The sequence below is a fragment of the Streptomyces sp. MH60 genome, from assembly GCF_002939385.1.
In the GTDB taxonomy this organism is placed as follows: Bacteria; Actinomycetota; Actinomycetes; order Streptomycetales; family Streptomycetaceae; genus Streptomyces.
Genome location: NZ_MULI01000002.1, coordinates 322406 through 337438, shown reverse-complemented (window position 1 = coordinate 337438; position 15033 = coordinate 322406). Strand labels below are relative to the sequence as shown.

Sequence of the window (15033 nt, the reverse complement as noted above, 5' to 3'; positions counted from 1 at the left end):
CTGGTTGTTGATCGCCCTGAACACCTTCTGCAGTTTCATGGCAGCCCTGTCGATCCGGGCGCGACTTCCGGGCGGCGACTACAACCCGTCGCCCGCCCGACAGATGCGGCAAAGACCGGGAGTGGGGCGCATACTCACCGCTCTGGGCTGGACACTGCGCGCTGTGGCGGTGTCGGCCGTGCTCGTCGCCGGCCCCTTGTACAGCGATCTGGCGGCCGAGGAGACAGTCCTGTCCTGGGGACCCCCGCTCGCGGCGTTCGCGCTCGTGTGCCTCCCGTATCTGGTGTTCGCGGCGGGCGGTGCGCTGCTGCATCGGGGCAGACTCCACCGTCATCGGATCATCGCCGATCTCGCGAGCCTCAGCGGCGAGCGCTACTTGATCCACCTGCGCCCCTTCGCCGTCGACGCGGCGATGGCGCTGCCGCCGGAGGAGGCTCCGGGCTGGTACACCCGCTCACCCTTCGAGATCTCGGGGTCGCTCGAACAGTTCCTGACGCGTCAGTTCCGGAGCCTCGGCCGCGTCATTGCGATCGGGCAACCCGGCGAGCTCCTGCCGCCGCTCGGGGCTGAGCGCGGCTACCTGCCCGTCGACAACTGGAAGGACACGGTCAGCGACCTCATCAGGGGCGCCCGAGCCGTCTTCCTGACGGCGGCCCCGGGCCCCGGAACCGTCTGGGAGTTCACCGAAGCGCTCCGCACCACCACGCCTGACCGCATTCTGTTGCTCATCTACGACGCGGATCTCTACCACGCCTTCCGCGACGACGTCACTCAGGCATGCGCGGAAGACATGTCCGCCGGTTCGACTCCCGCTGCCCCGCGGATGCCGCTGCCGCGTGCTCCGTGGCCTCTTCCGGCCGCAGCACCGCGAACCAAGGGGCTCCGCTGGGACTTCCCGCTCAAGGGAGTGCTGTCCTTCGACCCTGAGGGGCATCCCCGCTTCACGCACTTCCTGCCGACCGTTCCCCGGTGGCGAACCGTCTGGACCCTGCGCCGACTGGCACGGCGCGACCTCGCGCCGGTCCTCGACGCCATCGCCCGTCTGCCCTGAGCATCCTGCTCCCCGTCCACCGGCCACCATGTAAATCCACGCAACGTGCATGACTGCTAGTCGAGTTGGGGAAGACCGAGGGACAGGGAGAGACTTTGGACGCCGGTAGTTGCCACACCGCCGCGGACGCGGGGCTCGGACTCGCCGAGATGGTCCTCGCCCCCGGCTACGTCCTCGGCCCCATGACGGCCTGGGTCATCCAGACCCCGGCGCCGCGCAGGACGCTGTTCCCGCACGCCCACACACACGCTCGGCTCAAGCGCAGGAACCATGTGGGAGCTGACCGAGGCCATGCGTGTCCTCCCACCCCAACGGCTTCTCCTGCTCGTCCCCCGACGGCTGGACCTGCGGCGCCCATACGAGACGACCCGCGAGAAGAACGAGACAGCGGTCCGCGCCCTCCCCGCTGGCCGGCGGAAACCCCTCGTGGCCAACCTCATACGTCGTCAGCTCAGCGAAACGAGGCGCAGTCCACGCATGAGGCTGGTTGCACAGGTTCTTTCAGGGGAAGCCGCCAACGGCGTCCCAGGAGAGGCCGTGAGTGGGTGGGCGCGTGAGGACGGGTTCCCGGTCCGCGTGAAGTGGATGACACCAATCACCGGGTCGAGGGACGGCAGGCCGGGCAGGGAAGAGCGGCGGGGAGTCGGGGCGGGGACCGGCCGGGAACACGACAGACTCACGATGCGTCGCGGCGCATCCCGACCGAGGGAAGGACAACATGCCTGAGCGCGGGCCCATCAGCTACGCGAACAGGGGTGGAGGCGCCCGGTGACTTCGCCCCAGGAACCGAACCCGTCTCCCGACGTGCTCGACCTCTACAAGCTCGCCGTGGAGATGGCCGACCGCGTCTCCGCACGCCGGGGAAGCGCCAACGCCTTCTTCCTCTCGGTGCAGACAGCACTCGTCACCCTGGTCGGCTTCGGCATCCCGACACTGTCCGAATCACCCTGGTGGGTGCCGTCCGCCGTGGCCCTGGCCGGAGTCACCCTGTCCGCAGCCTGGTGGATGCCGCTGCGCAGCTACCGGGATCTCAACACCGCGAAGTTCAAGGTCATCCACAAGCTGGAGGAACGTCTGCCGGTGAAGCTCTTCGCCGACGAGTGGGAAGCTCTGCGCAGCGATCCCATTCCCTCCTGGCGCAAACGCTACGCCGAGCTGGGCACCTCCGAACGCCTGATCCCCGTCGTGTTCGCGGCGGCGCACCTGATCCTGGCCGGGGGCACACTGAGCGTGTGACCTACCTTGATCCCCTCGCAGACCTCGCAGGGCTGCCTCAGCAACGCTGGGATCGTGGCTCGTCGGCTTCTTTGCGGCCAGGGCGAAGTACTCCATCGGCCGATGATGGCAGCCGGCCATTCTGTCCGTCAGGTAGATGGGGGCTCTCACGCCTGAAAGCGGGATCGCAACTAGCACCAAGATGAGGTGCAACCATGAACCATTCCGTCACGGACCGGTAACCCGCCCTCACAGTTCCCTCACATGTGCTCTACCGTGTTCCGCCTGTACTGGCATCACTCGGGGGGGGGAATCTGTGCGTACCCGCATCATCACGGCGGTCCTGCTTTGCGCTGCGGTCGCTACCGTCACGGCCTGCGAACCAGGCGACGACGGCAAGTCGTCCAGCAGCGCCCCGTCCAAGGTCGCAGAGTCGTCGGCTGGCGACCCGGCGAAGGACGACGAGGCGGATGGGGAGCAGGCGAAGGTGCCCAACTTCGTCGGCATGGGGCTGCAGTCGGCGCAGGACAAGGCGCAGGAGGTCGGCTTCTACAGTCTCGACTCGCACGACGCGCTGGGCCGGGATCGGATGCAGGCGTTCGACCGGAACTGGAAGGTGTGCAGCCAGAACGTGGCCGCCAACACCAGCACGTCCACGGACACCGATCTCGACTTCGGGGCGGTGAAGCTCGAGGAGGACTGCCCGGCGAAGGATGAGAAGCCGCCGTCTGCTGAGGGCGGCAAGATGCCGGACTTCAAGGGCAAGTCGGTGAAGGCTGCGCGTGGTGCGCTCGACTCCGGCATGTCGATCACCGTGAACGATGCATCGGCCGACGACCGAATGGTGCTCATGGAGTCGAACTGGCAGGTATGCACGCAGAACCCGGCGCCCGGCACGGCCCTCAACGGGCAGCCCGTCGAGTTCACTGCGGTCAAGTTCGGCGAGTCCTGCCCGTAGCCCGACAAGGTCACCTTCTTGAGACTCATTCCTGGGGGATCTATGCGCGTGCGCGCGTCTGCGGCTACGGCTACGGCTACGGCTACGGCTACGGCTACGGCTACGGCTACGGCTACGGCTACGGCTACGGCTACGGCTACGGCCGCAACGTCTGCCTCACCACGTAGGACACGGTCCTAGCCTCGCGCTTTCACCAAGTGGGCTGTCCGATGGTTGATCAAAAAAGCGGGAAGTGCCTCTGACCTGCAACGATGGGACTTGCTGACGGTCCTGTTGGCTGCAAGGAAAGAAGCACTTCTCAGGTGAAGAAGCGTATCGGGTGCTACCCGCGTGTCCGCGTCGAGGGCGGCGGTCGTGGGGCGGTCTCGCAGGCCAGGGCCGTGCTGCTGGTGGAGACGGTCCGCAAGACCGGCCTGCACCAGGCACTAGCGGCGGCGTTCGCGCCGTGACGCAAGGCCCGGGCGGTGCACGATCCGGGCAAGGTGCTGCTGGCGGTGGCGCTGGGCGGGGACTACCTGGCCGACGTCGCGATGCTGCGGGCCGAGCCGGCCGTGTCCGGGCCGGTCGCCTCCCGACCCGACCGTCTCCCGGCTCGTCGAGACGCTCGCCGCCGGCGGGATACGGGCCCTGACCGCCCTCCGCCGCCGCAGTACGCGAATCGCTGGAGTCGAGCCTGCGACGTCTGAAAACCGATCGCGTGGACCTGTTGTGGGCCCACGCTCCCGACTGCGCGACTCCTATCGAAGAAATCAAGTGGTGTCTTCTGCGGGTGTGCGCCCTTGATCACCCGCGCTTCCGGTCCCCGCACACCGCCCGGTCCAGCAGGCGGACCGCGGCCTCCGCCTGCTCGAGGAAGCGCTTCTCGTCACCGAAGCGCGTGGTGAAGACGGCGGCCGCGGCCGACACCCGGCCGTCGGGCGTGACGGCGGTCTCGGAGGCGGTGCCGAAGGACGTGCCGCCGTGGTACCAGATCCCGCTTCTGCAGCCCTCGGCCGGGCGCCAGGCGAGGCCGAGCCCGTAGCGGGCCCTGCCGTCGGTGGCGTAGCCGGGCGCCGGGACGGTGGTGCGCATCTGCTCCAGCTGCTCCGACGGCAGCAGCCGGCCGCCCATCAGGGCACGCAGGAAGGTGTTCATGTCGCGGGTGGTGCTGATGATGCCGCCGTCCGCGCCGCCGCCCACGGCCAGCGTGGTGTCGGTGAGGTCGTCCCGGCCGGGGAACTGCGTGTACCCGGTGGCCGTCGGCATCGGCACGTACGGCGAGGTGTCCGGTATCAGCGTGCGGCGCAGCCCCAGCGGCTCGATGATCCGGTCGTGCACCTCCTGCGCCCAGGGGTTGCCAGTAGCCTTCTCGATGACCATCCCGAGCAGCACGTAGTTGGTGTTGGAGTACGCCCACTGCGTCTCGGCGCCCGGATCGTCCGCGTCCGGCAGCCAGCCGGGGGCGCGCTCCATCGCCACGGCGACCTGCTCCTCGGGGCTCTGCGAGCGGAACCGCTGTGCGTGGAAGCGCTCGGGCGTCAGCTCCGCGGGGTCCTCGAAGGCGATGTCCGTGTAGTTGGCCAGGCCACTGGTGTGCTGGAGTAGGTTGCGCAGCGTGATGCGGCTGCCGTCGTTGCCGTTGCCGGCGACCACCCCGGGCAGCCACCGCTCGATGGTGTCGTCCAGGCTCAGCGTGCCCTCGCCGACGAGCTGGAGCGCGGCCACGGCCGTGAAGGTCTTGGTGTCGCTGCCGATGCGGTAGTAGGCGTCAAAGGGCACCCGGCCCCCGTCCTTCAGGCTCGCGGTGCCGGACCGGGCCTGCGTCTCGCGCCCGGCCGAGTCCCGGGCGAGCACCGTCAGCCCGGTGGCTCCCGTGTCCCGTACCGCGTCCGCGTCCCGCTGCAGCCGCGACCGTGTGTCCCCGCCGCCGGCGCCCATGGCCTCGGCCGTGGTGCCCGGCCCGAGAAGCGATGCGGTCCCGATTGCGGCGACCCCGGCCACGGCCAGCCCCGCCCGCCACCGTCCGGACCGGCCCCACCGTGCACTCTTCGTGATCTCCATGGCCGGAACGCTACGGAGGGCTGGCGCCGAGGACCATCCAGCTGGCTGCCCAGGCGGGGTGGTGCTGGCCCCCCTACCACCCGCCGGCCACCGCCTTCCTTGGCGCCCCTCTGCTGACTGTGCCGGTGAGAAGCAACAACGCGTGATGGTGAGTTCTGAGAGGGCATTTGATCTAGGCGTATTGCCCTGTATGCCCTAGCCTCTTGCTTTCGCGAGGTGGGGTTGTCCGAGGCTTGATCAAATAAGCGGGGAGTGATCCTGACCTGCAACGATGGGACTTGCCGAGGGTCCTGTTGGCTGCATGGAAAGAAGCACTCTCCAGGCGAAGAAGCGTGTCGGGTCCTACCCGCGCCTCCGCATCGAGGGCGGCGGCCGGGCGGTGGTCTCGCAGGCCGGGGGCGTGCGGCTGGTCGAGACCGTCCGCAAGGCCGGTTTGGACACCGCGATATCCGCGGCGCTGACGCCGTGGCGAAAGCCGCGGGCCGCGCACGATCCGGGGAAGATCCTGCTGGGCGTCGCGCTGTCGGTGGCGCTGGGCGGGGACTGCCCGGCCGATGTCGACATGCTGCGGCCCGAGCCGGCCGTGTTCGGGCCGGTCGCCTCTGACCCGACGGTCTCCCGCCTGATCGACACCCTCGCCTCTTCCGGCGACCGAGCTCTGCAGGCTGTCCGGGCCGCGCGGGCCGAAGTACGCGAACGGATCTGGCGGTGGCCAGCCGGGAAGCGCCCGATGCCGACGGGAGGGTGACCGTCGATCTGGACGGGATGCTGGTGATCTCGCACTCCGACAAGGAGGACGCGGCACCGACCTGGAAGCGGAGGTGGGGCCACCACCCGCTGATGGGGTTCGTCGATCACGGGCCGGGCGGCACTGGAGAGCCGGTGGCAGCCCTGCTCAGGCCCGGGAACGCGGGCTCGAACACCGCCACCGACCACATCGCCGCCGCCCAACTGGCCCTGGCGCAACTGCCGAAGAAGCACCAGCGCGGACGCCTGCCCCTGATCCGCACCGACTCCGCGGGCGGCACCCACGACTTCGTCGCCTGGCTCGCCCGGCGGGGGCTGTGGCTGTCCTACTCCGTAGGCATGGTGATCACCGACGCGACCACCAGCATGTGCTGCAGGTTCCCGCCTCGGCCTGGACGCCGGCCGCCGAGACGGACGGCGAGATCCGCGACGGGGCCTGGGTCGCCGAACTCACCGGAGAAGTCCTGAACAGCTGCCCCAAGGGCATGCGGTTGATCGTCCGCAAGGAAAGACCGCCCCCTGGGGCCCAGTTGCGGCACGGACGCGGACGGCATGCGGCTGACCTGTTTCGCCACCAACTCCCCCGGCCGACCGATCGCCGAACTCGAACTCCGTCACCGGCTGCGAGCGAGGGTCGAGGACCGCATCCGCGCCGCCCGGGCCACCGGCCTGCGCGGGTAGACCTGGTCGCTGGAGGAGCCTCCATCGTCTTGGACTGCCCGGAGGGCCCGCAGGATGGCGAGGACGCCGAGGACCGCCGGTAGGAGCAGGAGCGCTCCTGCGGCAATAACCCGTCGTGGGTCGATGAGGGCCATGGCCGCGGTGCCCAGCAAGGGCGTGACGACGAAAGTGAGCTCTTCGACAATGGAGTCGAGGGTGTGGATGCGATGCAGGTGGCCTCTGTCCGGCATCAGGCGGGACCAGATGGCGCGTAGGTTCGGGGTGAGCGGGGGGGAAGAGCGCGCCGGCTGCCGCGGTGACGGCCAGGGGAATCTACCAGGCGTCGTCGCTGGTGAGAGCGCCGGCTGCCAGGAACAGCAGCACGCTGGCCAGAGTCATGGCGACCATGCCGGCGACACCGTGCCGGGTGCACCAGCGGGCACGGGCGGGCCCGAGGACGGCGATGGCCAGAAGCAGGGCGCCGGAGGCCAGGCCGGCGATGCCGGTGCCGTGGTGCTGAGTGAATGAGATCAGTACGGCGAAGGGGACCAGGCCGGCGGGGAGCCGACTCAGGATGCCAAGCGTGAGCGCCTGCCTGGCTCTGGGGATGGCGAGGGTGGTGCGGTAACTGGGGACAGTCGTGTCACTCACGAGGCAGCTCCGACGCGTGGGGAGGGGCCGAGGACCGGGATGTTGGTTGCCTGCGCCCAGCGACAGAGGATGGTCAGGGCTTCGTTGAGGTGTGCGGGATCATAGCCGTCGAGGAGCTGGTGGCCCTCGACGATGGCGGAGCCCTTGCTGATGCGGACAGCGATGCGGCCGACCAGATGGGTACCGACGAGGATGGGCATGCCGAAGTATCCGCACTCCCGCGTAGCCGCGGGCCGTAGGCCTCCAGCAAGTACTCCATGCCGAACAGACGCCGCATGCGGGGTCGGTGCCAGATCAGGGAATGGAAGGGCGAGAGCGGGGTGCACACCTGCTCGTTGACCGGGGGAGATCCAGGGCGGTGCGCGCTGCCCAGGTGGGTTCCGTCCACCCCTGTACTCGGACAGGCTCTGCTTCTCCATGGCAGGGTGGTCGGTGATGCAGTAGACGCACTCCCCGAGAGTGCCGTCTGGGCGGCGCAGGCGTTCACGGATCAGGTAGCCGTACGCCTCCAGCTCCCTCAGGCCAGCGCCTACCGCGTCCCGGCCATCGGGACGGCCACGAAGGACGACGCGCTGAACGCCTGGACGACACTCCGGGACTGCACCAGCCCGCTCGACGCCCTCACCGCCGCCAGCACGGCGGCCCCCGTCCAACTGGCTGACGACCCGGCGCTCACCCACCGCCACACCGAGGCGACCGCCCGGACCCCCACCGTCCGTCGCACCATCGGCCGTCGTCCCCAGCCACCGGCCCCCGAACCGGCATCCGGCAACCTCTTTCCCGCCGCCCCCGACGCCTCCACCCAGACCGCACTCGATGGCCACCTGGACACTCTGCTGGCCTGTTACACCCCACCAAGCCCCCAGGAACCCCCGACCGCCACACGCTGAGCCGGGGCTGACCATAACTGGCCGTGCAGGCATCTCCCGCTGCGTCGTCCCGTCCGCACTCGACGTCGCTGAGCCCCATGCCCTTCGGTCCGAGCAGCACCGCGGGCCGGCGGTCGGCACCAACCGGGAGCGCGAGGTGCCCGATCATCGTCAAACCGTCGGCCAGGTACGCGAACGTACGCGTCGCGATCGTCGAGCCCGGTTCGTCCGGTCTTCTGCCTCTGGCAGAACAGTGTGCGTGTCCCCCCGCATCCCCCGTGTACCTCTGAAACGTGGGACCCGGGCACTCGAGGCTGTGGAGCGGAAGGTCCAGGTGATCACCGACCGCGTTCGCGGAGGATCTGGATGCGACCGCCGCCGCCCGCGCGGTCTGCGCCCGCCTCAGCCCCGGGCGGGGAGGGTGATGCCGTAGGCCCGCATCTTGCGGTAGATCGTCGTACGGGAGATGCCGAGCCGCTGGGCGGCGAGCAGTTTGTTGCCGTCCGCCTCCAGCAGCGCCTGGACCAGGGTGTCGCGCTCGGACGCCTCCCAGACGCTCAGGGAGCGGCCGCCCGCGCTGTGCAGGGACGGCGGCAGGTCGCCGACCTCGATCCGGTACGTACGGCGGGCCGCGGCGGCCTTGCTCAGGACGAGGCTCAGTTCGCGGACGTTGCCCGGCCAGTCGTGCCGGCGCAACGGCGGTAGCACCTCCGGTGCGCATTCCACGCCGCCGCCCATCCGCTGCAGCAGGCAGTCGACCAGCGCCGGGAGGTCGGTGAGGCGGTGGCGCAGGGCGGGCGCCGCCGCCGCTTCCAGGAAGCAGTGCCTGAGCGACTCCGGCATGCCCGCCGCGCGGTGCACGGTGCCGACCACCCAGGTGCCCCGGGCCGCCGCCGTGTCCAGTGCTTCGGCGACGGCGGCTTCGTCCTCGGGGAGCACCTCGTCGACGTTGCGCAGGACCAGGGCGCGGCCCGGTCCGGCGGGCGCCGCGCGCAGGGCGGCCGCCGGGTCGTACCCGGCGTGCGGCGTGCCGGGGGCGGCGGCGTCCACGACGACGGGCGCCCAGGACGCCCCCGTCAGCGCGTGCGCGGCACGGATCAGGGTGGCCTTGCCGGTGCCGGTCTCGCCGTGGAGCAGCAGCGGGGTGCGGTCCCGTGCGCAGCGCGTGACCGTGCGGGAGACCGTGTTCCAGGCCGGGTCCGTCCCGGCCAGGCCCGGCAGCGGCCGGGGCCCGGCCTCGCTGCCCTCAGCGCGGGAGCCATGGCGGAATCCGGTACGGGAGCCCGTACCGGGGCCGGGGGCGTCGGCCTGGCGGTCCGTGAAGGCCAGCTCCAGCAGGTATCCGGCCGCGCCCGCGGAGCTGTCGACCTGCCGGCAGCGCATCATGACGCTCTCCCCGCCGGTCAGCCGCACCTCCCTGCGGGTGCGGGGTGCGTGCCCGAACTCGGCGGCGGCCTCGTGCAGCAGCCGGTGGTCGTCTCCGGTGAGCCTCGCCGAGGCGGCGGTGTTGGCGAGCACGAGGTCCTGGCCGAGGCAGAGCACCGGCCGGTCACCGTAGTGGGTGACCTGCTGGAATGCCTCCAGCAGGGCGCGTTGGTGCGCGCTGCTGAACTCGTACATCACGCGCTCGATGTCTTCGACGGCTTCCTGCACGAGGGCTGCCATGAGGGTGCGCGCCGGACCGTTCCAGCAGGTCAGGTTCATGGCTCCCTCGACCCGCCCGGTGACCGTGTTCCGGATCGGGGCGGCCGCGCAGGAGACGCTCTGCAGGCGTTCGTTGAAGTGCTCGGTGCCCAGGACGACGTTGGGCCGGCGTTCCTCCAGCGCGACCCCGATGCCGTTCGTGCCGACGAACTGTTCGGCGTAGTTGAAGCCGGGTGCCAGGTGGACCCGGTCCAGGTGCGCCGAGAGCCGCTTCTCCCCGACGCGGCGGTCGCGCACCCAGCCGTTGCGGTCCGTCACGATCACACTGGCGTCCGAGCCCGTCAGCGCCTGTTCCAGCCGGTCCAGGACCGGTGTGGCGGCGCGTACCAGGCGGCTCTCCCGGTCGTAGTCCGGCTGGTAGGGGACGACCACCTCGTCCGTGCCGATCCCCAGGTACTTGGAACGCTGCCAGGAGTTGAGGATGCCCTCGGGCACGACCGCCGCAGGCAGTTCCGCGTTCTGAAGGAACTTCAGGCGTGCTCGCGCGATGGTTCGGTCCCGCGCTGTGCTGTCACTGAGCATGGCGCCCCTCCGATGAGCGTGTTTCCGCCATATTACGAACGCGTTTGCACCTGTCAACGGGTGGTTCGGCACGGCTTTTCCCGGCGTTCGCCGTGCCCTGATCAGGGGCGGGCCGGGTGTGTTCCACATTGAAAAAGTCGACGGCGCTCCCCGCCCGCACGCTGTTGGGCAGCACCGCACGAGAGCGCGGATGCTCATCGCCTTGCAGTCGAACCCTGGAGGACCCATGACTTCCGTCGACAACGCCACCCCCCGTATCGCCGTCGTCACCGGCGCGGCGCGGGGCATCGGCCGCGGCATCGCGGAGCGGCTGGCCGAGGACGGTCTCGACGTGGTCGTCGCCGACCTCCCCGGCATGGCCGAGGAGTTGAGTGCGGTGGCGGACGGCATCGAGAAGACGGGCCGCCGGGCCCTCGCCGTGCACGCCGACGTGACCAGCAAGGAACAGACCGACGCACTCGTCGCGGCGGCGGCGGACCGCTTCGGCCGGGTCGACGTCTACGTGGCCAACGCCGGTATCGCCCGGGTGACCCCGCTGCTGGAGACCGGTCTCGACGAGTTCGAGCAGGTCATGGCCGTGAACCTGCGCGGTGTCTTCCTCTCCTACCAGGCCGCCGCGCGGCAGATGATCGCCCAGGGCGGTGGCGGCAAGATCATCGGCGCCGCCTCGATCGTCGCGCACCGCCCCTTCGCGCTGCTCGGCGCCTACTCGGCGTCGAAGTGGGGCGTACGCGGGCTGACCCAGGCCGCGGCGATGGAGTGGGCGCGCCACGGCATCACCGTCAACGCGTACTGCCCGGGCATCGTCGGCACCGACATGTGGGACCTGATCGACGAGCGGCTGGCCGAGGAGGCGGGCATCCAGAAGGGCCAGGCCATCAAGAAGCACGCGGAGTCGATCGCCCTCGGCCGGGTCGAGGAACCCGCCGACGTCGCGGCCTTCGTCTCCTACCTGGCCTCACGGGACTCGGACTACATGACCGGCCAGTCGGTGATGATCGACGGCGGCATCCAGTTCGCCTGACCCGCGCGGTCGAGCCCTCCTGTCCCGCACCGCCGAGCGCCCACTCGGTCCACCACCCACCGCGAACCGAGGAGTAACCGATGTATTCCAAGGACGGCGAGAACTACTTCATCGTGGACGCGCACGTCGCCCTCTGGGACGCGCGCCGCGAGAACCAGCGCAACATCCACGGCAAGCAGTTCATCGACTGCTTCTACGACTACCACCGCAACCTGAGCCCGGAGTCGGAGCTCTGGCCGTACGAGGACTTCCTGTACCAGGGCGGCGAGCGGCTGATGAAGGACCTGTTCACCGACGGGTACGTGGACCACGCGATCTTCCAGCCGGCGCATCTCGGAGCGTTCTACAACACCGGCTTCGGGCAGACCGAGGAGGCCTTCGCGCTCACGCGGAAGCACCCCGGCATGCTCACCTACAACCACTGCTTCGACCCGCGCTTCGAGGAGGCGGGCCTCAGGCAACTGCGCGAGGACGCCGCTCGCTTCGGCCTGAAGGGCGTCAAGCTCTACACCGCCGAGTGGAAGGGCGACTCCCGCGGCTACAAGCTCAGCGACCCGTGGACGTACCGCTACCTGGACGCCTGCCGGGAGCTGGGCATCAAGAACATCCACATCCACAAGGGCCCCACCATCCGTCCGCTGGACCGGGACGCCTTCGACGTGGCCGACGTCGACGCGGCGGCCAGCGACTTCACCGACCTGAACTTCGTGGTCGAGCACTGCGGTCTGCCCCGCCTCGAGGACTTCTGCTGGATCGCCACCCAGGAGCCCAACGTGCACGCGGGGCTCGCCGTCGCGATCCCGTTCATGCACACCCGGCCCCGCTACTTCGCGCAGATCATCGGCGAGCTGCTGTACTGGCTGGACGAGGACCGCATCCAGTTCTCCAGCGACTACGCGTTGTGGACGCCCAGGTGGATCGTCGAGCAGTTCGTCGACTTCCGGATCCCCGACGACATGACGGGCGAGTACCCGCAGCTCACCGTCGCCCAGAAGAAGAAGATCCTCGGGCTGAACGCGGCCGCCATGTACGACATCGAGGTCCCGGCCGGGCTGGGTCTCGCCGAGCCGGCGGTGGTCTGACATGGGGGCCGCGCAACTCGAGGCGGCGGCGCGCGCCGCGCTCGACACGGTGTACGACCCCGAGCTGGACGAGCCCGTCACCGACCTCGGCTTCGTACGCTCGCTGACCGCCGAGGACGGCCGCGTCACCGTGCACCTGCGGCTGCCGACCTCGTTCTGTTCACCGAACTTCGCCTACCTCATGGCCTCCGACGCCAAGGACGCACTCGGCGCCCTGCCCGGCGCCCGGGAGGTCACGGTGCTGCTCGACGACCACCACGACTCCGATCTCATCAATCGGGGGCTGGCCGCCGATGCCGGGTACCGCGGCACCTTCGGCCACGAGGCGGAGCAGGACCTGGAGGAGCTGCGGGGCATCTTCCGGCGCAAGGCGCACACCGCCGCGATGGAACGGGCGCTCACCGCGCTGCTGCGCGCCCGGCCCGCCCTGGCCGAGGCACAGCTCGGCGACGTCGTCCTCGGCGACCTGCCGGACACCTCCGCCACCCGGGCACTGCTGCGCCGCCGGGCCGCCCTCGGGCTCGGCACCGCCCCTGCCGACCCGGTGCTCGTGGACGACGACGGCCGGCCCTACCCACCGGGGGAGATCCCGCTGCGGCTGCGGTTCGCCCGCTCCGTGCGCATCTCCATCGACGGCAACGCCCACTTCTGCCGGGGCCTGCTGCGCACCCGGTACCCGCAGTCCGCGGACGCCCAGTCCGCGCGCCCGGAGGAGTTCCCCGCGGGCGGGAAACCCGTTGGGGCCGGGGAACCCGTACCCGCGGGTGAGCTCTTGCGGCTCTCCGCTCCAGCGAAGGAGAACGTCTCGTGAAAGCAGTCCAGGTGGTGGGCTACGGCAAGAGCCTCGAGCTGGCCGAGGTCCCGGCCCCCGAGGTCACCGGACCGTACGACGTGATCGTCAGGATCGGCGGCGCCGGGGTGTGCCGTACCGACATCCACATCCTGGAGGGGCAGTGGGCCGAGAAGTCGGGGGTGGAGCTGCCCTACACGATCGGTCACGAGAACGCCGGGTGGGTGCACGCCGTCGGCAGCGCTGTCACCAACGTGTCAGAGGGCGACAAGGTCATCGTGCATCCGCTGATCACCTGCGGGCTCTGCCGGGCGTGCCGGGCCGGTGACGACGTGCACTGCGAGAACAACCGGTTCCCGGGCATCGACACCGCGGGCGGTTACGCCGAGTACCTGAAGACCTCCGCGCGCAGCGTCGTACGGCTCGACGACTCCCTCGAACCGGCGGACGTCGCCGCTCTCGCGGACGCGGGCCTCACGGCGTACCACGCGGCGGCCAAGGCGGCCCGGAGACTCCGGCCGGGCGACCGCTGCGTCGTGATCGGTGCGGGCGGTCTCGGGCACATCGGCATCCAGGTGCTGGGGGCCCTCACCGCCGCCGAGATCGTCGTCGTCGACCGCAACCCCGGCGCGGTCGACCTGGCCGTCTCCGTCGGGGCCGACCACGGTGTCCTCGCCGACGGCGACCACGTGGACCGGGTGCGCGAGCTGACCGGCGGGCACGGGGCGGAGGCGGTGATCGACTTCGTCGGTGAGGGCGGCTCCACCGGGGACGGCATCGGCATGCTGCGCCAGGCCGGCGACTACCACGTGGTCGGCTACGGCGAGAACATCGACGTCCCGACCATCGACATCATCTCCGCCGAGATCAACTTCATCGGTAACCTCGTCGGTTCCTACAACGACCTGTGCGAGCTGATGGTCCTCGCGGCGCGGGGCCGCGTGCGCCTGCACACCGCCAAGTACTCTCTCGACCGTTTCCAGGAAGCCCTGGACGACCTGGACAGCGGCCGCATCCGGGGCCGCGCGATCCTTGTTCCGTGACCCGGCCCGGGGTGACGGAGCCCCGAGTACGAACAACGAAGGAAGCCAGACCTTGATCTTCATCACCGCGAAGTTCCGTGTCCTCCCCGAGCATGCCGACCAATGGCCGCAGGTGGTGGAAGAGTTCACCCGCGCGACGCGGGCCGAACCGGGATGCCTGTGGTTCGACTGGTCCCGCAGCCTCGACGACCCGACCGAGTACGTCCTCGTGGAAGCCTTCCGGGACGACGAGGCCGGTGCGGCCCACGTGGGCTCGGCGCACTTCAAGGCGGCCCAGCAGACGCTGCCGCCGCACCTCGCGACGACCCCCAGGATCGTCAACGCCAACGTGCCCCAGGACGACTGGTCGCTGCTCGGCGAGATGGCGGTCGACGCGGGCTGACGCCGGCGAGCGTGACGGAGGGGCGACAGCCGGTCGTACGGCTGCCGCCCCGCGGCCGGTCCAGGAGGCGGCCGAGGTCAGCCGATCTGTTTGATCACGCGGGCGGGCACTCCACGTTCGTCGGCGGGCGGGCCGAGCAGCACGCCGAGCGCGCGTGCGTCGTCGACGTCGCTGCCGATGTCGGTGTCGGTGTTGAGGAGGACGTGATGGAGCAGGGTGGTCATGCGGTGGGGCCGGGCCTTGACCCCGAATCCTGAACGCGGGATATGCAGCTTGGCCAGCGTAGTTGGTGTGA

The 15033-nt window shown here is 70.1% G+C and carries 14 protein-coding genes and 3 pseudogenes; 11 read left to right on the top strand and 6 right to left on the bottom strand.

The window, feature by feature from the left end; genetic code table 11:
- The 4 genes and pseudogenes from BZZ08_RS38740 to BZZ08_RS03410 all read left to right on the top strand — a co-directional run.
- Positions 1-1051 (top strand): hypothetical protein (locus tag BZZ08_RS38740; RefSeq protein WP_157953312.1); only part of this gene is annotated, 1051 nt, incomplete at its 5' end.
- A 768-nt stretch (positions 1052-1819) separates the two neighbouring features.
- Complete coding sequence (locus tag BZZ08_RS03425) at positions 1820-2287, top strand: RipA family octameric membrane protein (protein WP_104630590.1); 468 nt, start codon at positions 1820-1822, stop codon at positions 2285-2287.
- Positions 2288-2582: 295 nt separating this feature from the next.
- Positions 2583-3224 (top strand): PASTA domain-containing protein, encoded by a 642-nt coding sequence (locus BZZ08_RS03420; protein ID WP_198601257.1) that lies wholly within the window; start codon positions 2583-2585, stop codon positions 3222-3224.
- 302 nt (positions 3225-3526) lie between these two features.
- Positions 3527-3884: pseudogene (locus tag BZZ08_RS03410) on the top strand (transposase); the annotation flags it as partial.
- 123 nt (positions 3885-4007) lie between these two features.
- Here the strand turns inward: BZZ08_RS03410 and BZZ08_RS03405 are convergent.
- A complete protein-coding gene (locus tag BZZ08_RS03405) occupies positions 4008-5264 on the bottom strand; it encodes a serine hydrolase domain-containing protein (RefSeq protein ID WP_241965353.1) in 1257 nt (418 codons plus the stop codon).
- A 301-nt stretch (positions 5265-5565) separates the two neighbouring features.
- Here BZZ08_RS03405 and BZZ08_RS03400 point away from each other — a divergent pair.
- Positions 5566-6686: pseudogene (locus tag BZZ08_RS03400) on the top strand (IS1380 family transposase); the annotation flags it as partial.
- 318 nt (positions 6687-7004) lie between these two features.
- On the opposite strand, the gene BZZ08_RS03390 reads toward BZZ08_RS03400, so the two are convergent.
- Positions 7005-7322 carry a hypothetical protein gene (locus BZZ08_RS03390; protein ID WP_104630588.1) on the bottom strand — a complete coding sequence of 106 codons (318 nt, stop codon included), beginning with the start codon at positions 7320-7322 and terminating at the stop codon, positions 7005-7007.
- Positions 7319-7522 (bottom strand): hypothetical protein, encoded by a 204-nt coding sequence (locus BZZ08_RS38735; protein ID WP_157953311.1) that lies wholly within the window; start codon positions 7520-7522, stop codon positions 7319-7321. Before BZZ08_RS38735 ends, BZZ08_RS03390 begins: the two co-directional genes overlap by 4 nt.
- A 225-nt stretch (positions 7523-7747) precedes the next feature.
- Between BZZ08_RS38735 and BZZ08_RS38935 the strand changes: the two genes are divergently transcribed.
- Positions 7748-8212 (top strand): hypothetical protein, encoded by a 465-nt coding sequence (locus BZZ08_RS38935; RefSeq protein WP_198601256.1) that lies wholly within the window; start codon positions 7748-7750, stop codon positions 8210-8212.
- A 31-nt stretch (positions 8213-8243) separates the two neighbouring features.
- Here BZZ08_RS38935 and BZZ08_RS39350 read toward each other — a convergent pair.
- Both BZZ08_RS39350 and BZZ08_RS03375 read right to left on the bottom strand, forming a co-directional pair.
- Positions 8244-8360, bottom strand: a pseudogene (locus BZZ08_RS39350) (dienelactone hydrolase family protein); the annotation flags it as partial.
- A gap of 233 nt (positions 8361-8593) precedes the next feature.
- Positions 8594-10417, bottom strand: coding sequence for a sigma-54-dependent Fis family transcriptional regulator (locus BZZ08_RS03375; RefSeq protein ID WP_104630586.1), 1824 nt, complete (start codon positions 10415-10417; stop codon positions 8594-8596).
- A 226-nt stretch (positions 10418-10643) separates the two neighbouring features.
- Between BZZ08_RS03375 and BZZ08_RS03370 the strand changes: the two genes are divergently transcribed.
- The 5 genes from BZZ08_RS03370 to BZZ08_RS03350 all read left to right on the top strand — a co-directional run bounded on the left by BZZ08_RS03370 (position 10644) and on the right by BZZ08_RS03350 (position 14738).
- Positions 10644-11441, top strand: a complete 798-nt coding sequence (locus BZZ08_RS03370; protein WP_104630585.1) for an acetoin reductase — start codon at positions 10644-10646, stop codon at positions 11439-11441.
- 80 nt (positions 11442-11521) lie between these two features.
- Positions 11522-12523 carry an amidohydrolase family protein gene (locus BZZ08_RS03365; RefSeq protein WP_104630584.1) on the top strand — a complete coding sequence of 334 codons (1002 nt, stop codon included), beginning with the start codon at positions 11522-11524 and terminating at the stop codon, positions 12521-12523.
- Between the two features lies 1 nt (position 12524).
- Positions 12525-13334: an iron-sulfur cluster assembly protein gene (locus BZZ08_RS03360; protein ID WP_104630583.1), complete on the top strand. Its 810-nt coding sequence runs from the start codon at positions 12525-12527 to the stop codon at positions 13332-13334.
- Positions 13331-14356, top strand: a complete 1026-nt coding sequence (locus BZZ08_RS03355; protein WP_104630582.1) for an NAD(P)-dependent alcohol dehydrogenase — start codon at positions 13331-13333, stop codon at positions 14354-14356. Before BZZ08_RS03360 ends, BZZ08_RS03355 begins: the two co-directional genes overlap by 4 nt.
- A gap of 52 nt (positions 14357-14408) precedes the next feature.
- Positions 14409-14738, top strand: a complete 330-nt coding sequence (locus BZZ08_RS03350; RefSeq protein WP_104630581.1) for a putative quinol monooxygenase — start codon at positions 14409-14411, stop codon at positions 14736-14738.
- A 77-nt stretch (positions 14739-14815) separates the two neighbouring features.
- Here the strand turns inward: BZZ08_RS03350 and BZZ08_RS38730 are convergent, their stop codons facing one another.
- Positions 14816-14962 carry a hypothetical protein gene (locus BZZ08_RS38730; protein WP_157953310.1) on the bottom strand — a complete coding sequence of 49 codons (147 nt, stop codon included), beginning with the start codon at positions 14960-14962 and terminating at the stop codon, positions 14816-14818.
- Positions 14963-15033: the final 71 nt, after the last annotated feature.

Coding starts and splice junctions, on each gene's coding strand:
- BZZ08_RS03405 (WP_241965353.1), bottom strand. CDS start 5,264: ATGGAGATCACGAAGAGTGCACGGTGGGGCCGGTCCGGACGGTGGCGG.
- BZZ08_RS38735 (WP_157953311.1), bottom strand. CDS start 7,522: ATGCCCATCCTCGTCGGTACCCATCTGGTCGGCCGCATCGCTGTCCGC.
- BZZ08_RS03375 (WP_104630586.1), bottom strand. CDS start 10,417: ATGCTCAGTGACAGCACAGCGCGGGACCGAACCATCGCGCGAGCACGC.
- BZZ08_RS03370 (WP_104630585.1), top strand. CDS start 10,644: ATGACTTCCGTCGACAACGCCACCCCCCGTATCGCCGTCGTCACCGGC.
- BZZ08_RS03365 (WP_104630584.1), top strand. CDS start 11,522: ATGTATTCCAAGGACGGCGAGAACTACTTCATCGTGGACGCGCACGTC.
- BZZ08_RS03360 (WP_104630583.1), top strand. CDS start 12,525: ATGGGGGCCGCGCAACTCGAGGCGGCGGCGCGCGCCGCGCTCGACACG.
- BZZ08_RS38730 (WP_157953310.1), bottom strand. CDS start 14,962: ATGACCACCCTGCTCCATCACGTCCTCCTCAACACCGACACCGACATC.